The 17,219-nt window shown below is 47.1% G+C and carries 17 protein-coding genes; 9 read left to right on the forward strand and 8 right to left on the reverse strand.

All coding sequences use genetic code 11. The annotated features are described in order from the left end of the window. Positions 1–84 precede the first annotated feature (84 nt). From IC229_RS08080 to tsaB, 3 genes are all read left to right on the forward strand, one after another. Positions 85–504: a ribonuclease P protein component gene (locus tag IC229_RS08080; protein ID WP_190886451.1), complete on the forward strand. Its 420-nt coding sequence runs from the start codon at positions 85–87 to the stop codon at positions 502–504. A gap of 62 nt (positions 505–566) precedes the next feature. Then, the gene (locus IC229_RS08085) at positions 567–2,225 is read left to right on the forward strand and encodes a S41 family peptidase (protein WP_190886452.1); all 1,659 of its coding nucleotides are present in this window, start codon (positions 567–569) and stop codon (positions 2,223–2,225) included. 107 nt (positions 2,226–2,332) lie between these two features. Beyond that, a complete protein-coding gene (gene tsaB, locus IC229_RS08090) occupies positions 2,333–3,025 on the forward strand; it encodes a tRNA (adenosine(37)-N6)-threonylcarbamoyltransferase complex dimerization subunit type 1 TsaB (protein WP_190886453.1) in 693 nt (230 codons plus the stop codon). Positions 3,026–3,044: 19 nt separating this feature from the next. On the opposite strand, the gene IC229_RS08095 is transcribed toward tsaB, so the two are convergent. Next, entirely contained in the window at positions 3,045–4,628 is a 1,584-nt protein-coding gene (locus tag IC229_RS08095) for a Na+/H+ antiporter (RefSeq protein WP_190886454.1), read from the reverse strand. Between the two features lie 351 nt (positions 4,629–4,979). Here IC229_RS08095 and IC229_RS08100 point away from each other — a divergent pair, with 351 nt between their 5' ends. Together IC229_RS08100 and IC229_RS08105 are read left to right on the forward strand one after the other, a co-directional pair. Continuing rightward, positions 4,980–5,747, forward strand: coding sequence for a type III pantothenate kinase (locus IC229_RS08100; protein ID WP_190886624.1), 768 nt, complete (start codon positions 4,980–4,982; stop codon positions 5,745–5,747). A gap of 362 nt (positions 5,748–6,109) precedes the next feature. Next, positions 6,110–6,790 (forward strand): hypothetical protein, encoded by a 681-nt coding sequence (locus tag IC229_RS08105; protein ID WP_190886455.1) that lies wholly within the window; start codon positions 6,110–6,112, stop codon positions 6,788–6,790. A gap of 4 nt (positions 6,791–6,794) precedes the next feature. Here IC229_RS08105 and IC229_RS08110 read toward each other — a convergent pair whose 3' ends face one another. Together IC229_RS08110 and IC229_RS08115 are read right to left on the reverse strand one after the other, a co-directional pair. Beyond that, the gene (locus IC229_RS08110; protein WP_190886456.1) at positions 6,795–6,989 is read right to left on the reverse strand and encodes a ribbon-helix-helix domain-containing protein; all 195 of its coding nucleotides are present in this window, start codon (positions 6,987–6,989) and stop codon (positions 6,795–6,797) included. A 117-nt stretch (positions 6,990–7,106) separates the two neighbouring features. Next, a complete protein-coding gene (locus IC229_RS08115; protein ID WP_190886457.1) occupies positions 7,107–7,964 on the reverse strand; it encodes an SPFH domain-containing protein in 858 nt (285 codons plus the stop codon). Between the two features lie 209 nt (positions 7,965–8,173). Between IC229_RS08115 and lysS the strand changes: the two genes are divergently transcribed. Then, positions 8,174–9,931 (forward strand): lysine--tRNA ligase, encoded by a 1,758-nt coding sequence (gene lysS / locus IC229_RS08120; RefSeq protein ID WP_190886625.1) that lies wholly within the window; start codon positions 8,174–8,176, stop codon positions 9,929–9,931. A gap of 122 nt (positions 9,932–10,053) precedes the next feature. Here the strand turns inward: lysS and IC229_RS08125 are convergent, their stop codons facing one another. Then, positions 10,054–10,254, reverse strand: coding sequence for a cold-shock protein (locus tag IC229_RS08125; protein ID WP_190886458.1), 201 nt, complete (start codon positions 10,252–10,254; stop codon positions 10,054–10,056). A gap of 338 nt (positions 10,255–10,592) precedes the next feature. Here IC229_RS08125 and IC229_RS08130 point away from each other — a divergent pair, with 338 nt between their 5' ends. After that, complete coding sequence (locus IC229_RS08130; protein WP_190886459.1) at positions 10,593–10,814, forward strand: PspC domain-containing protein; 222 nt, start codon at positions 10,593–10,595, stop codon at positions 10,812–10,814. A gap of 88 nt (positions 10,815–10,902) precedes the next feature. On the opposite strand, the gene IC229_RS08135 is transcribed toward IC229_RS08130, so the two are convergent. The 3 genes from IC229_RS08135 to IC229_RS08145 all read right to left on the reverse strand — a co-directional run bounded on the left by IC229_RS08135 (position 10,903) and on the right by IC229_RS08145 (position 14,417). Continuing rightward, complete coding sequence (locus tag IC229_RS08135; protein ID WP_190886460.1) at positions 10,903–11,931, reverse strand: glycosyltransferase family 2 protein; 1,029 nt, start codon at positions 11,929–11,931, stop codon at positions 10,903–10,905. Between the two features lie 92 nt (positions 11,932–12,023). Next, entirely contained in the window at positions 12,024–12,353 is a 330-nt protein-coding gene (locus IC229_RS08140; RefSeq protein WP_190886461.1) for a YbaB/EbfC family nucleoid-associated protein, read from the reverse strand. 69 nt (positions 12,354–12,422) lie between these two features. Then, on the reverse strand, positions 12,423–14,417 hold the full coding sequence (locus tag IC229_RS08145; RefSeq protein ID WP_190886462.1) for a T9SS type B sorting domain-containing protein: 1,995 nt from the start codon (positions 14,415–14,417) through the stop codon (positions 12,423–12,425). A 207-nt stretch (positions 14,418–14,624) separates the two neighbouring features. On the opposite strand from IC229_RS08145, the gene IC229_RS08150 reads away from it, so the two are divergent. Then, on the forward strand, positions 14,625–15,926 hold the full coding sequence (locus IC229_RS08150; protein WP_190886463.1) for a bifunctional 3,4-dihydroxy-2-butanone-4-phosphate synthase/GTP cyclohydrolase II: 1,302 nt from the start codon (positions 14,625–14,627) through the stop codon (positions 15,924–15,926). 79 nt (positions 15,927–16,005) lie between these two features. Beyond that, the gene (gene trxA / locus IC229_RS08155; protein ID WP_190886464.1) at positions 16,006–16,311 is read left to right on the forward strand and encodes a thioredoxin; all 306 of its coding nucleotides are present in this window, start codon (positions 16,006–16,008) and stop codon (positions 16,309–16,311) included. Between the two features lie 192 nt (positions 16,312–16,503). Here the strand turns inward: trxA and IC229_RS08160 are convergent, their stop codons facing one another. After that, entirely contained in the window at positions 16,504–17,115 is a 612-nt protein-coding gene (locus IC229_RS08160) for a hypothetical protein (protein WP_190886465.1), read from the reverse strand. Positions 17,116–17,219: the final 104 nt, after the last annotated feature.

Below are 17,219 nucleotides of genomic sequence, written 5' to 3' on the forward strand. Positions count from 1 at the left end.
TCCGCCGTTGCGGTTAGTCAACAGTCGTAGTGGTTGATTATACCAACGACTATTGACTATTAACTGCTGACTAACGACTTTTTTATGCTGCACCCCTTCCCCAAATCCGAACGGCTTTGCAGCAAAAAAATCATCGGAGAATTATTTAAGAAAGGTAGTTCGTCTGTTAAGACGTTCTACCTTTTTCCATTTCGGGTACTTTATCTTCCTCAGCCTGAATTATCTCCCGAAAGCAACGTTTCGCTCCCTTCCATTGTCATTACCGTACCGAAGCGAACGTTTAAACGAGCCGTAGACCGAAACCTAATTCGTCGACGCGTTCGTGAGGCTTATCGACTTAATAAACAGTTGTTTAGCCAGGATTTAGCAACACCTACTTCGGCTGGTCCGGCCTACATTGCCTTTTTGTATACCGCCAAACAAATTATTTCGTTTGAAGAGATAGAAAAAGGTATGAAATTAGTGATACAGAAAAGTCGTCAGTCGACAGTCAACAGTCGTTAGTGCTACTGCGGCCGTTTCATTTCCTGACGACTATCGACTCTTGACTATCTATCGACTCATCTATGCGCTTCCCTAAACGTTTTACACTCCTGGCCTCGTCTGCCCTCATAGCGGGTGGCATTGGGCTCTTTTCGTTCAAAAACGACGACCGGTTTTTCGAAATCGCCCGTAACCTCGACATCTACGCTACGTTGTTCAAGGAATTGAACCTGTACTACGTCGATGAAGTAAATCCGAACCGCATGGTGAAGACCAGCATTGACGCCATGCTGAAAGCGCTTGATCCGTATACCAACTTTTTCGCCGAAGACGAAATCGAGGATTACATGACAATGACCACCGGCCGTTACAACGGTATCGGGGCGCTCATCGGTCAGCGGCAGGGCAAAAGCATCGTGCTGATGGTGTATGAAGGTACACCCGCCGAAAAATCAGGCTTACAAATTGGCGATGAAGTCATTAAAATTGACGGTGTTACGTTGAAAAACGTGAAAGAAGCCGATCCCGGTAAACTGCTGAAAGGGCAGAATAATACGGCGGTAAAACTGACCGTTCAGCGTTATGGCCAGAAAGCGCCGGTTGAACTGAGCGTCACGCGCGACGTAGTGAAAATGACCAACGTACCGTATTACGGCATGATTACGGAAGACGTTGGCTATATCGATCTGAAAGATTTTACGGCTACAGCTTCGCGCGAAGTACGCACGGCATTTCAGGAATTGAAGGGAAAAGGGATGAAAAAACTCATTCTCGATGTTCGTGAAAATCCGGGTGGGCTGCTGAACATGGCCATCGACATCTCCAACATTTTCATCCCGAAAGATTCGGAAGTTGTTACGACGAAAGGTAAAGTGACGGAGTGGAATAAGACATACACGGCACTTAATCCTCCGCTTGAACTGGAAATGCCAATTGTTGTCCTGACGAATAACCATAGTGCGTCGGCAGCCGAAATCGTTTCGGGTGTTATTCAGGATTACGATCGGGGCGTTCTGATCGGTCAGCGAACCTACGGCAAAGGGCTGGTACAGACCACCCGTGAGTTGTCGTTCAATACGAAACTGAAAATCACGACGGCGAAATATTACATTCCGAGCGGTCGCTGCATTCAGGCCATCGATTACAGCCACCGGAATCCTGACGGCAGCGTTGGCAAAATTCCCGATTCACTGAAAACAGCCTTCAAAACCAAAGCCGGTCGGGTGGTTTATGACGGTGGTGGTGTGTTACCCGACGTAGTGATTGAAGCCCAGACGCCCACGCCGATTGCGTTGAGTCTGACCAATAAAGGCCACATTTTCGATTACGCCGTGAAGTATCGTTACGAACATCCTACTATTAAACCAGCTCGCGAATTTCGCCTGACCGACGCAGAGTATCAAGACTTTACGAAATGGGTAGCCGATAAAGAATACGATTATACGACCCAGGTAGAAAAAGACCTTGGTACGTTGGAAGCTTCGGCAAAGAAAGAAAAATACTTCGACCAAATTCAGGATCAGTTGAAGTCGCTGAAAACGAAGATGTCGCATAGCAAAGACGCCGACCTCAATACGTTCAAGTCGGAAATCAAGACGCTGCTCGAACAGGAAATTGCCGGTAATTACTATCTGCAACGTGGTCTGAAAGAGTCCTCTTTTTCTACCGATCCCGAAATGAAAGCCGCCCTCGACCTCTTCAAAGACATGGGCCGGTATAATTCTATTCTGAAAGGAAAATAAGAAGTGATGAGCGATAAACGATGAGTGATGAGTTTGCTGACGCACCTAATAACCGCTGGCGTCAGCAAACTCATCACTCATCGTTTATCGCTCATCACTCAATACGTATGTCTTTACTTCTTTCCCTCGATACGTCGACAACGGTTTGTTCGGTGGCTTTGCATCGCGATGGTACGTTACTAGGAAGCTATGAATTGTTTACGGAGCGGACTTCGGCTGCGATGCTTACTACGCTCATTAACAACGTAGTACAGCAAACTGGAAACGAACTTCATCAACTGGATGCCATCGCCGTTGCCAAAGGGCCGGGTTCTTATACGGGTCTACGTATCGGCGTTTCCACCGCGAAAGGGCTGTGTTTTGCGCTCGACAAACCGTTGGTTGCGATCAATACGTTGGCCGCTATGACGGAGCAGGTTCGTGATTTTTTCCCAGTCGATTACACACTTTGCCCCATGCTCGACGCCCGTCGAATGGAGGTTTACTGTGCCTTTTACAATCAACAAGGGCAGGAATTAGACGTAACATCGGCCCAGATTATCGACGAAAATTCGTTTCACAATTGGCTCACATCAGGACCAGTCGTGTTTTTCGGTGATGGGGCTGCCAAATGCAAACACCTATTGGATAAATCTCCAAAGGCGATGTTTCCGGACGTAGTGGTTCAGCCTTCGGCCCGGACAGTGGGCGCGCTTGCTACGTTGGCTTTTAACAGCGGTCAATTTGAGGATATTAGTACGTTCGAGCCGTTCTATTTGAAAGATTTCATGACTACCCAGCCTCGAAAACCGGTCGTTTAGTTCCGAGTTTTCGTTAGGGTTAGATGATCTTCAACCGCTCTTCTTCCAGATCGATTTGATACAACTGCTGACGGATAATTTCTTCGTCAATCGTCGGATCTTTGTTAAGTTCGGTAAGAAACTGCCGTTGGGTTTCAAGCAATTCTACAAAAATCACCTTAGTCTTCTCATTCATCCAGCTATCGTCGGTCGCTTTTGACCGCTCTTCCCATTGCTTCAGGAATTTCTCAAGGCCAGTGTGACCATTCAACTCGTTTTCATATTTAACCTTCAGAAACTGGTAGACATGCTGTTTCAGGCCTTGCTTCATTTGCTGCCGGACTAACTCTTCTGCTCCTTCTTCTACTAAGCCATCAAACAGTTTTGTCCTTCTTATGAGATAAGGAAGTGTAAGCCCTTGTACCAGAAGAGTAAGCAGGATCGCAACAAACGTAATAACAAGAATGAGATTCCTTTGTGGGAAAGCGGTGCCATTTTCTAACGTAATGGGTATGGCTAATGCCGCAGCCAGCGACACCACACCACGCATACCCGTCCAACCGAGAAGCATAGGCATCAGCCAACGCCTTCTATTAGAACGAGCCTGAGGCACTACGCTGGGACGAAAGATTATTGTAGCCAATAATGCCGCATAAGCACTAATCATTCTGGCAGCAATCAATACGCCTGTCACTAATACTCCATAGCCAATGGCAGTACGCAAGGGAATGCCTTCAGCGCGTAATCCTTCGACAATTTCGGGAAGTTCCAGTCCGATGATGAGAAAGACAACACCATTCAGGATAAACACAAAGCTTTCCCAGACACTAAAGCTCTGAATACGACTGGCGCTGTTCAGAAAAACAAGCCGTTTGCCCGACATAAACAGGCCACCGCTAACAATAGCCAGCACGCCCGAGCAATGAAACTCTTCTGCCACCCAATACATAAAATAAGGCTCAATAAGCGTCAGCGCAATATGCGATTGGGCATCGAGCGGAAGGCGTTTGTGCCCCTGAACAAAAATCCAGGCCAGTAGTAAGCCTGCGCCTGCCCCACCGATTACCATCCATAAAAAGCTCAACGCGGCCTGCTGCCAGACGAACTGCCCCGTACCGACAGCGACCAATGCAAACCGGAAAATGATCAGCGAGGAAGCATCGTTGAGCAGGCTTTCTCCTTCCAGAATTGCCGACGTGGATTTGGGGATTTTCACAAATTTGGTAATGGCTCCCGTACTCACTGCATCGGGCGGGGAGACGATTCCACCCAATAAAAACCCTAACGCAATGGTGAACCCTGGAATGAAATGATTAGCGGCTATCGCAACCGATAAGGCGGTGAAAAACACAACCAGAAAGGCAAAACTACCAATGATCCGCCACCATTTTTTCATCTCTTTGAATGAAATCGTCCAGGAAGCCTCAAACAAAAGTGGCGGCAGAAAAATAAAAAAGATGAGGTCGGGATTAATCCGTACTCTTGGCAAACCCGGCATAAAACTAACGAGCAGTCCTGCCACAACCAGCAGAATCGGATAAGCGATTTTTAGTTGGTTAGCCCACATATTCAGCAGCACGATGGCCGCAATCATGGCGAGCAGAAATGGTAAGAGGGTGTGCATTAAATGAAGGGTGTATAATTATAATGTTCTAAAAAATTAGTTCTTTCCGGCAACTAGTCATTGACCGATTCAATCGGCGGAGAAAGGTCGACAACTCGCCCTAGGCCGTTATTGACGTATGGCGCCAGACTTATAATGATACGTTAAATTGAACGTTTAGCAAAACTTTTTGAACGTTGACGTATCCACCTGACTCCTCAGTAGTCTCAATTATCAAATTGATTAATTAACAGTTCAGTACTCTTTTTTAAAACAGCTTTTAGGGTTTCGGTTCGTACTACGTACCAAATTGTGCGGGATTCTGCGGTTTTTGTCCTTATTTCGCCCCGCAACCGTCTATCTCCCGCTTCCGTGCAGATTATCGTTGATATCGGCAATACCGACGCTGTTTTCGGTCTTTACGTCCAAACTACCTGGCCACACATCTGGCGAACACCTGCCCGACGGGAAGAATCACCAGACGCTTACGAACGACGTTTACGGCTTTGGCTACTCGAAGCCTCTATTCCGCTGAGTGCTATCCAGCATACGGTCATTAGCAGCGTAGTACCTGATTTAACACCAACGCTACGTACAATGCTGACCAATTTGTTTGGTTTTGAGCCGGTTGTGGTAGGGCCTGGCGTTTATCCGCTTCTGCCGATCGAAGTGTTACGTCCTCACGAAATCGGGGCTGATCTGGTAGCCAACGCGCTGGCTGCCTATACACGCTACCAGCGAAATTGCGTAGTAGTCGATTTTGGGACGGCGCTTACGTTCACAACGGTTTCGGGCGAAGGTAAAATTCTGGGAGTCGCCATTGCGCCAGGTTTAAGAACAGCCATCCGTTCTTTATTTTCCAATACCGCCCAACTTCCTGAAGTACCTATCGAAGTTCCTGCGTCGGCGCTGGGTACCAGCACAACACACGCGATCCAGGCTGGCGTATTATTGGGCTACGAGGGGCTTGTTCGTTCCCTGGTCGAACGTATTCAAACCGAACTCAATGGCGACTGTATTGCCGTGGCTACCGGTGGTCTGTCGAGCCGGATTCCTTCATTACGTAGCGTTTTTACCGACATCATTCCCTCTCTAACGCTGGAAGGCGTTCGCCTGATTGGTGAATTCGCCAGAAAATAATTCAGAAGTTTTCGATAATCACAAGTCTACTGTAATACAAAAAGCGACTCTTAAGTTAAGAGTCGCTTTTTGTATTATATGAATATAAAGAATTTATCATACATATTTATCCTGACCGTCTAATAAATTTTCATCTATCACGGATTTGACCTTTCTTCTGAAAAATAGAACATTCCATGCTTTTTCTTCTATCACTTCTATTACATCCGTTTATAGTTACAAAGGAGAAAATATCACTATTTTATACGGCAAATAAGGTATTTATAATAGTATTAATTTGGATTAAACGTATTAACTCAATAGTAAAAAAATAGACCTGAGTGAAGCGTTTCGCATTCAATTCCCATAAACGATCTGCTATCATGAAAACAGGCAAACTTTTACTCAACGTTATCACAATTGTACTTTTTAGTGTTTCTTTTGTTCAGGCAAATGTTCCCAAACCATCCTGGCAGGCAGGAAAAATAGTGTTATGGAATAATGAAGTTCTTGAAGGAGAGCTCGTCTACAATTGGCTAGTTGAAACCGTTCAGTTTCGTCAGGAAGACGGGCGTATTCGTCTGTTTCCGGCTGATCAGATTCGCCAGTTTGGTTGGTTCGATACGCATCAAAATAGACAACGGGATTTCATGGCGCTTACTGACGTAGTATCCCATCCGGAAACGTACCGAATTTATGAAGTTTGTATGGATGGACCCTTAGCTGTTGTTCGGCGACTGAAGCGTCCACGCGGACTCTGGAAACGAACGATAGGTAGTCCTGTTCATTTTAACGATAAGGCTACGCTGGCACAGAATCCTGATTTCTTTGATTACTACGTTCACGATGCTGGTCGATTACTCGCGCTTGATCGCTATTACAAAGATATCTATGAGCCCCTCATGACATCATATGCCAAACAGATTGATACGTATACTGAGACACACAATATCAACGACCGAACCTTGATGGGCCGACTTATTTTGATAAGCCATTATAATACGTTGGTTGAGCAGTCGTCTTCAACGGCTTCGGCCCGCAACCTGATTCAGGCGCGGGAATAAAATGCTACGTTTCGGGAAGTAGAGGAGGTTCGTCGTCAGGCATTGAATTCTGTCGTTTTTTTCGCTTTCGAAGTGCATCGTTCAGCAGGTATTCAATCTGACCATTTACGCTTCGAAACTCCTCCTGTGCCCATCGCTCCAGTTCTTTCAGCGTTTCGGGTTGAATCCTCAACACAAATGCTTTTTTCTCAGCAGCCATTCGTGAGTTGTAAGGTTATAAGGTTGTAGAGTTGTAGGGGTATAAAGCTGTAGAGTTAACAGCGACTAGCGCTATAACTGCACAACTTTATAACCCTACAACCCTATAACTTTTCAACTAATTATACAGTGTTCCCGCATTCACAACAGGGCTTACGGATTTTTCACCACACAATACGACCAGCAAATTGCTGACCATGGCAGCTTTACGTTCTTCATCCAGTTGTACTACGCCTTTTTCGGCGAGTCGGGCGAGGGCCATTTCAACCATACCAACGGCTCCTTCCACAATCTGTTTCCGGGCCGATACGACAGCCGTTGCCTGCTGACGCTGCAACATGGCTCCGGCAATTTCGGGGGAGTAGGCCAGGTGACTGATACGTGCCTCCATTACCCGAACCCCTGCCTGACCGAGCCGTTCGTCGAGTTCCTGCTCCAGAAATTTATTGATTTGGCCAGTATTGTCGCGCAACGTAACGGTTTCGTGTTCATCTTCCATGTTGTCGTAGGCATGAGAACTGGCCAGAAACCGCACGGCTGCCTCCGACTGAATCTGCACGAAATTCGCGTAGTTATCGACGTCGAAAAGGGCTTTGGCCGTATCCGAAACCTGCCAGACAACCACAGCTGCAATTTCGATGGGGTTCCCCATTTTATCGTTCACTTTCAGTTGTTGGCCATTCAGGTTTCGGGCTCGTAGACTGATACGTGTTTTACTATATAACGGATTAACCCACCGCAAGCCTGTCTCTTTCATCGTTCCTACGTAGTCGCCAAAGAACGTAGCAGCAATGCCTTCGTTTGGATAAATTACAATGATTCCTTTCAGAATGAATATGCCGGTGAAGGACAGAAGTATCCCCCAAAGTGGATTACTGGCGTAATTAATAATAACCAGAGCTGCCAGAATAAAGCTGGCCAGGCCAATCAACAGGAAAATATATCCTGACGCAGAAGTAAGCTTTTTCTCTTGCATGACGGTAAAGTTTAGTCCAAAAGTATGATATCAAAATAATAGCACAATGATAGATAGTTTTTGGGGGAGTTCTTCCAAAATTGTATAAGCGGTTCTGATGATCTGGCAACGGCTTCTTTTGACTTATGGCTGTAAACGCCAATCCTTTTCGTTATTTTTGCGCCCTCAAAGAGTGGTCGATAGAGAAACCGACCAACGTATTGACTACCATGCAGCTTAGCGAACAGGAAATAAATCGCCGACAAAAGCGAGAAGAACTGATGCGGATGGGTATCGACCCCTACCCTGCCGCGCTTTTTGACGTAAATACGACCGTGGCCGACATCCGAACGGCTTTTCACACCATAGAGCCCGAACAGGATTTATCGGGAGATAAACGTTGGGGCCATGTACAACTGGCTGGTCGACTGATGATTATCCGCGTTAGTGGGAGCGCATCGTTTGCCGAATTACAGGATTCGACCGGACGTATTCAGGTTTATTTCCGGCGCGACGACATCTGCCCTGGCGAGGACAAAACCTTGTATAATACTGTATTTAAGAAGTTGCTGGACATTGGCGACATCATTGGCGTTCGGGGTCATATCTTCTCGACCAAAACCGGTGAATTATCGGTGTATGTAAAAGAATTTACGATTCTTAACAAATCGCTACGTCCGCTGCCGGTCGTGAAAGAAGTGGTCAATGAACAAGGCGAAAAAGAAACCTACGATGCCTTTACCGATCCTGAGCAACGGTATCGTCAACGCTACGTTGACCTAATCGTGAATCCGCAGGTACGTGACGTCTTCGTGAAACGTACCAAACTGGTCAATTCTATTCGGCAATACCTTAGCAACAAAGGATATCTGGAGGTCGAAACGCCCATTCTTCAGCCGATTCATGGTGGCGCTACGGCCCGACCGTTCAGTACGCACCACAACTCACTCGACATGACGCTGTACATGCGTATCGCGAACGAGTTGTACCTAAAGCGGTTGATTGTAGGTGGTTATGATGGCGTTTTCGAGTTTGCGAAAGATTTCCGAAATGAAGGGATGGACCGCACCCACAATCCGGAATTTACGCAGGTTGAATTCTACGTAGCGTACAAAGACTACGTCTGGATGATGGACACCATTGAAGAGATGGTTGAAAAAGTGGCACTCGACGTAGCAGGAACGACCAAAGTAACGGTGGGCGAAAACGTAATCGACTTTAAACGTCCCTGGAAACGCCTGACGATGTTCGAAGCCATCCAGGAATATACGGGCGTCGACGTATCGGAGATGGATGAAGCGGCACTACGTCAGGTAGCCGAAAGTCGTGGGATCAAAACCGATAGTACGATGGGCAAGTCGAAACTAATTGACGAACTGTTCGGTGATGCCTGTGAACCCAACCTGATCCAACCGACATTCATTACGGATTACCCCGTTGAGATGTCACCATTGACCAAAAAACACCGTAGCAAACCAGGTTTAGTGGAACGCTTTGAAGCCATTTGTAACGGAAAAGAGATTGCCAATGCGTATTCAGAGCTAAACGACCCATTGGACCAACGCGAGCGTTTCGAAGAACAGCTTCGTCTGGCCGAGCGTGGTGATGAAGAAGCGATGGCGCTGGACGAAGATTTTTTGCGGGCACTTGAATACGGTATGCCACCAACGGCGGGCGTTGGTCTGGGTATAGATCGATTGACCATGATCATGACCAATCAGCCGTCGATTCAGGATGTACTTTTCTTTCCGCAGATGCGCCCCGAGAAAAAGCTTGAGCAATCAAGCGAGAGTGATTTCGTGGCAGCGGGCGTACCCGCGGAATGGGTTCCAGCCGTTCAGAAACTTGGTTTCATGACGGTAGAACAGCTACGTACCGCCAATCCCAACAAACTTTTCAACGATTTGGGGGGCGTTCGTAAGAAGTTGAAATTGGAGGTTAAAATGCCGGCGCTCGACGAAGTAAAGAACTGGACAGGAAACAGCTAACAACAATACTGGACAGTTTATGTACGTAAAAGCCGGGGTTGCTGAAAAACAACCCTGCTCACGCTCATAAACTGTCCAGATTATAGGATTTCCTGCGCCGGGAGCCCGCCAGGTTACGTAGCCTAATCTTCTATCTTTTTAACCTTTACGGCATTAAGGCCTTTTTTGCCATCGATTACCTCGAACTGTACGCGGTCTTTCTCACGAATCGTGATACCGTTCAGGCCGGTAATATGCACGAAAATGTCACGATTGGTATCGTCTTCAACAATGAATCCGTAGCCCTTACTTTCGTTAAAGAATTTTACTACACCTGTTTGCATAAAACTTAAACAATTAAAACAATTAAACACTTAAAGGGTCAGTTATTAACAAAAAACGCGGAACAGCCACAGGGTATCTCAGTGTTCAGGAAACATTGTTGAGAATCAGCGAACTTTGTTGCGTATTAGTATCCCGGCGGGGGGCCATAGGCCAAAACCGTCGTTGCAACACAAAGAAAACAAAAATGTTCCTACTACAAGTAGATTAGGCCCTTTTTTTAGCGATTTTCGATAGATTTACATCGTTTTCTGTGTAAACGGCAAACAATCTATTAAATCGGCCTATAGTTTTTTTCGCCCATGAATCGAATTTAGTAGACACTTCGCAGCAAAAACCGATGAATAAAATTCGATATTTCCTTGAAAGTCAAGCCTTTGGTGTTTGCTCGTGGCTTGGCGAGAAAATGAATATCTCGGCCAGCAGTATTCGGCTCTATTTTATCTATACGTCCTGCCTGACAATGGGCTCTCCCGTTATTCTATATTTGATTCTGGCGTTCTGGATGGAAATGAGCAAACACCTCCGTCGACACGCCCACCCAACCATCTGGGAACTGTGATTTACGTATGATGTGTGAAATATGATATATGATGTACCATTCGGATAAAATAGGTGCATCACACATATCATACATCCTACTTCATACATCATTTAATCACCTCTTCAAACGTTTTCTTCCCTTCGCCAAAATATTGCCACACCAGGCTGCGTGGATACAGGATGACCTCAGTTCGTTGGGTCTGCTGCAATGCTTTGCGCTGACGGTGCAGCGCCGGTAATCGCCCGTAGAATGCGAAGTGGGCGCGTAGAATTGCTACAATATCACGCCATTGACCAGCTTTCAGAAAAAGTATGGAAGAAAGCCCGTCCAGCGTTAGTCGTAGGAGGACTTTTGGCCAGAGCCATACGTTAGCTGGCCAGTTTTTATACAGCATGAAGAGGCTGTTCCGATAATTCAGATACGTTTTGTGTGGATTGGATTTATGGAGCGTTCCACCACCAACGTGATACACAGTCGATTGCCCGCAGGTCCATACTTCGTAGCCCAGCCGCTGTGCCCGCCAGCACCAGTCGATCTCCTCCATATGCGCAAAAAAGTCAGCATCAAAACCACCGAGCTGATGAAATACGTCGGCGCGAACAAATAGGCAGGCTCCCGTCGCCCAGAAAACCGGACGGTTATCGTCGTACTGGCCGTGGTCGGTTTCGAACGTAGCAAAAACGCGCCCCCGGCAAAATACGTAACCTAACCAATCCAGAAATCCGCCAGCCGCGCCCGCGTGTTCAAATAACTGCCGCTCCTGATAAGACCGTATTTTGGGCTGACAAGCCACTACGTTCGGATTTGTTTCCAGCAACGTTAAAATCGGCTGAATCCAGTTGGCCGTTACCTCAATATCGGAATTGAGCAGGACGTAGTACGTAGCACCGCCATACGTAGTACGGATAAGATCGAGTGCTCGATTATAACCTCCCGCATATCCCTCGTTCTGAGGGAGTTCAATTACGCGAACGGCAGGAAACGTAGCGCGAAGGAACGTAACAGAATCATCGCGTGAAGCACTGTCTGCTACGTAGACTGGATGGCCATCGGCGTTGGCTACTACGTCAGGAAGGAATTTCTCCAGAAACGGTTTCCCGTTATAATTCAGGATAACAATGGCGAGGGTATCCACAAGACAGTTTTACAGTTTGTGGGTTGCCATGTACGGTGTATCTTGTCGGATAACCTGTACATAACAACCCACAAACGTATCAATTCAGTTTACTACATTAACCCATCCAGATTCAGACCGGGAATATTGGGTAATAAACCTTCGGTAGCCTGACGGAGGTGTTCACGGGCTTTCGGCTCTACGTTGGCCATAGCCTTATTGATGGCTGCAACGATCAGATCCTGTAGCATTTCGCGATCGTCGGGCTTAATTAACTCCGAATCGATTTCGATTTTCAGTACGTTCTTCAAGCCGTTGACGGTTACCTTAACCAGCCCTGCGCCCGATTCACCCGTTTCGGTAACGGTACTGAGTGTTTCCTGAGCATCTTTCATTCGGGACTGAACCTCCTTCATTTTCCCGAACATATTCATTATGTCCATGTGCTTGGGTAATTAGGACCGATAATTCGGTATGTTTATTGGGCAAACAGGCCAGAACAGCCTGCGGACCTATCGGACTAACAACAACGCGCCCGTACGAACAGTTTTCGTCCCCAGTAAATCAGTCATTTCAATCCGATACATGTATTGGCCCGAACCCGCAATCTCCCCATTGGCGTTACCATCCCATCCTTTCGTTTTGTCAACGGTATTATAAATGACTTCGCCCCAACGTGAGTAGATGGTCATGCTGAACTTGTCAACGTAAATACCTTTAGCGATAAATACGTCATTGATGCCATCTCCGTTGGGCGTAAAGGCATCCGGTACCAGAATTCGGGCCTCCCGTTCAAACGTAAAAAAGTTGGAATAACTCCGCACTCCCCTATCCGATACAGCCACGATTCGGTAACGCTGCGATTGCAGATTCGGGTCGTTCTGGTCCGGTTCGTAGTGCCGATTCAGCGCAACTTCCACCTCGCGTTGCGTTCCATTTGCCGAGTCAATGACCTCAACGGAATATCTGGTAACGTTACCTATAAAGGGCGACTGACCTGTCCAATCTATTCCTGTGGGCGATTCTGAACTTAAATGCACCGTACAAACTGGCGTTGAAGGTTCCGAAGTCAGGCCGCAGCTATTTCGATACGTTACCTGATAGCAATAGGAACTGGCTGATGCATTGGCCGATGTATCCGTAAACGTACTACGTCGGTCGAGCGTAGCGATGGGCTCAAAGGTTCCCGTTGCGCCCTGAGCGCGGCTAACTACCATTGTATACGCAGAAGTCGTTGTGTTGAGTCCGGTAGGTGGCGTAGTAACAAGTCTCGGGCGGCCATTTTCGATAGACACGGTGGCATTTGTTACGCTGCCGGGGGGTTCGGTATTGGTACCCGTTACGCAGGTTATATTCGACGTCACAGTAGCATTTGGTGTTCCCTGAATGGTTGCCTGTATTTGATAACAATATTGCTGACCGCAAATGATGTTATCATTATCCTGATAAGATCCTGTTGCTTTATTGGTAATTGTGGGCCCCGATTGGCCGCCGTTACGTAGCACCCGGTAACTTACAAATTGCCCTCCACCCGAATACGGCTGCCAGCTCACAGTGTTTTGCCGGTTAGCCGTTTGTATACTCATAACCAGGCTGCAAACTTCCTCCGACTGGGCAGCCGAATTATTGCATTCGTCCTGCACCTGTACTTTAAAACACTGCACCTGCGTAGCATCCGTCTGAACGGTAAATTGGCCAGTTGTGGATTTTAAACCTGTGTCGGTATAATTGGTTCCGTTTTTCCGAAGAAGGGTCACATTCGTCCCTGCCGGTGCCTGATAACCTATCGCAATCGTGGTTGGGTTACTTGTATAAAGTGTTGATATAGAGGCCGCTCCTGTTGAATTAGATACGGTAATGGGTTGACTGGGACTCACGACATCACAAATACTCGTATTACCATTTACATAAATACCCGTTATGGATATGGAAACTTGTCCTGCATTGCTATAGGTATGTGAAGGAGTAAGCTGCAATTGACTACGGTCCACATACTGGGTTGATCCATCCCCCCAACTAATCATGTAGCTGTCGTATTGACCCAGTGATGTAAGATCGGGAGCCACTGAAGCCCGTCGGTTAGCGCAAGCTTTAACTGTAAATTTGACTGGTTCAGCCGGAACAACAGTTACCTCTCTGCAAGCTACAGAACCCGCTCCATTGCTACCTACCTGAAGTACAGTGTACGAACCGGGCCTTGTATACACATTACTTGTTCCGCTGGCAAACGTAGTACTGCTCGTAATTGCACTTCCGTCATACTGAAATACATACTTAGGACCCACTATTGTCGGAGGTACGCTTATGATGTTAACAGGCTTTCCTGCGCACACTTTTGGTTTATCCAGCTCAAAAGCTCCCTCAGAAGCTGCTCCTCGATTTTGACAGACATTTTGAGCCTGAGTCGTATAACTATACGCAAAAATGATGGCTAGGAACGTAGCAATCCTTCGCAACGAGTTGGAGTTCACCCTAACATCAGTCAGCCACAGTCGTAATAGTCGCACAGAGAGTAAAATTTTATCGTCCCAGGTATATTGGTTTCTATTTCGTAAAAAACGTCAAATCAGACATTTTCGCATCTGGCGAAACGTATCTTTCCTAAATTCAGTTTTCAGGTAGAATCTGCCAGAGGTCCGCACATCGTAATGTTGGACTGAAAACAACTATTAAAGTATCAAAGATAATTCGATTGATACGCATCAACCAAACAGATGAGCAATAATAGTACCAATACGGGGGCGTCGGAGAGCGAAAACTCAGGACGTACCCAGCCTATCGAACCACCCGTTATTCACCTCGACCGTATCGAAGATGCCATTGCCGATATCAGGGCTGGCAAAATTGTCATTGTGGTCGACGATGAAGATCGTGAAAACGAGGGCGATATGATTTGCGCTGCCGAAATGACCACTCCCGAGATGGTTAATTTCATGGTTCGCGAAGGGCGTGGACTGATGTGTGCGCCTATTACCGAAAGCCGATGCCAGGAACTTGGGCTTGATATGATGGTGAGTAGTAATACGTCGGTACATACTACGCCGTTTACCGTTTCCGTCGACTTACTGGGTAACGGCTGCACGACAGGAATTTCGGCTTCTGATCGGGCCAAAACCATTCAGGCATTGGTCGACCCGAATACAACACCTGAAGATTTAGGTCGTCCGGGGCATATTTTTCCGCTACGTGCCGCAGAAGGTGGCGTTATCCGACGGGCAGGGCATACGGAAGCGGCTATCGATCTGGCCCGTTTGGCGGGGCTTAAACCGGCGGGCGTCCTGATTGAAGTACTTAACGAAGATGGCACAATGGCCCGGCTGCCTGAACTGCGCGTTATGGCCGACCGATTTGGGATGAAACTTGTCAGTATTCAGGATTTGATTGAATACCGGCTACGTAACGAAACGCTCATCCGACGCGAAATTGGTGTCGATCTGCCCACCGAATGGGGCCATTTCGACCTGATCGCTTACAAGCAAAGCAATACCGGCGACACACACCTGGCGCTGGTAAAAGGCACCTGGGAGCCGAATGAGCCAATTCTGGTACGGGTTCACTCATCCTGCGTCACGGGCGATATATTTGGTTCCTGCCGCTGCGATTGTGGTGCTCAACTGCATAAATCGTTGCAAATGGTAGAAGAAGCGGGGAAAGGCGTAGTCGTTTATATGTTTCAGGAAGGCCGGGGTATCGGGCTTATGAATAAACTGAAAGCCTACAAACTTCAGGAAATGGGTCGCGATACGGTCGAAGCAAACCTCGATCTGGGCCTGCCAATGGACGCCCGCGATTATGGTGTTGGTGCACAGATCCTGCGCGATTTAGGTATACGGAAGCTACGACTTCTCTCGAACAATCCGCGTAAGCGCGCCGGTTTGATGGGATACGGACTGGAAATTGTAGACACGGTTCCGATTGAAATTCCATCTAATCCCCACAACGAAACCTACTTACGTACCAAGCGCGACAAAATGGGCCATACCATTATGAACGAGCCGGTTAACGAAGAACAATAAACAAAGTTCCAAGTATCAGGTTTCAAGTTTCAACCGCTCCGGTGGCCAATCTGGAACCTGATACCTGGAACAAAAACAGATGAGCAAGCCGTCCTTCCATGACCTGATAAACGGCGACAAACCCGTTCTGGTCGATTTTTACGCCGATTGGTGTGGGCCCTGCAAGCAGCAGACGCCAATTCTTAAGCAACTAACCGAGCGCGTCGGCGATGCGATACGTATCGTTAAAATTGATGTTGACCGGGCGCAGGCTGCCGCCAATCAATACCAGATACGTAGCATTCCGACCATGATTCTGTTTAAAAACGGAAAGATTGTCTGGCGGCAATCCGGCGTTCAGCCATTGCACACGCTGGAAGGTCTGGTGAAGCAGTTCGGAAGCTAACACTACGTTCCGTGCTACGTCGAATTTGAACGTAACGCCCATAAAAACAGCCCGATTGCTACGTAGCAGTCGGGCTGTTTTTTTTAATTGAAGCCGCCTTTGTTATGCTGAGGTACGAAGCATCTTAAAATGTCCTTACGCCTAAGTTTGGATGCATTAAGATGCTTCCTGCGTCAGCATGACAAAAATTCGTTAATCTTTCAAACTGCTCAGATACGTCTTGTTACCGTTCTTGTTGATGTAATATTTTCCACCACGCGGGCCCGTCATTACTTTCTCCCCGTTCGGGCCTTTCATTGACGCATCAACAGGTGCTTTGTAATCTTCAGGCTTCGCTTTCTCTTCCTTTATCGACGCCTTTGCCATTTTATCGGCCTTATCTTTCGACTTGGATGCCTTGTCGTCTTTCAAACCTGCGTTATCAGCCATTTTATCGGCCTTCTTTTCCGCTTTATCCACCTTCGCATCAACCTTTTTCTCGGCTTTGTCTATTTTGGCGTCTGCTTTGGCAGCTTTATCGTCTATTTTCCTGTCGACTTTAGCCGTTTCTTTGGCCGCTTTTTTCTCCGCTTTCGCTTCTGCCTTTGCTACGTCGTCACCAGCCGCTTTTGCGTCTTTTTTGGCTTCTTTGGCTGCATCCTTGGCTGCTTTTTTCTCTTCTTTCGCAGCCGTTTTTGCCGAAGCCTCGGCTTCCTTCATTTCTTTCTTCGCTTTCTTTTTGCCCGCGTCGGCATCCTGAGCCATGCCGTTGAACGCAACGAGCAGACTAAGCATGAGGCACATCGCTGAAAGAGTCTTTTTCATGATAATTGCTTGATTTAGTGAATTTATAAAGTTAGGAAAAGGTATTTATGCTGGAAAGATGAGTATAAAATCACGATTCTACCAGCGGAAATGACTTAAAAAAT

Origin of the sequence: Spirosoma profusum (genome assembly GCF_014699005.1) — a bacterium.
GTDB classification, from domain to species: Bacteria; Bacteroidota; Bacteroidia; order Cytophagales; family Spirosomataceae; genus Spirosoma; species Spirosoma profusum.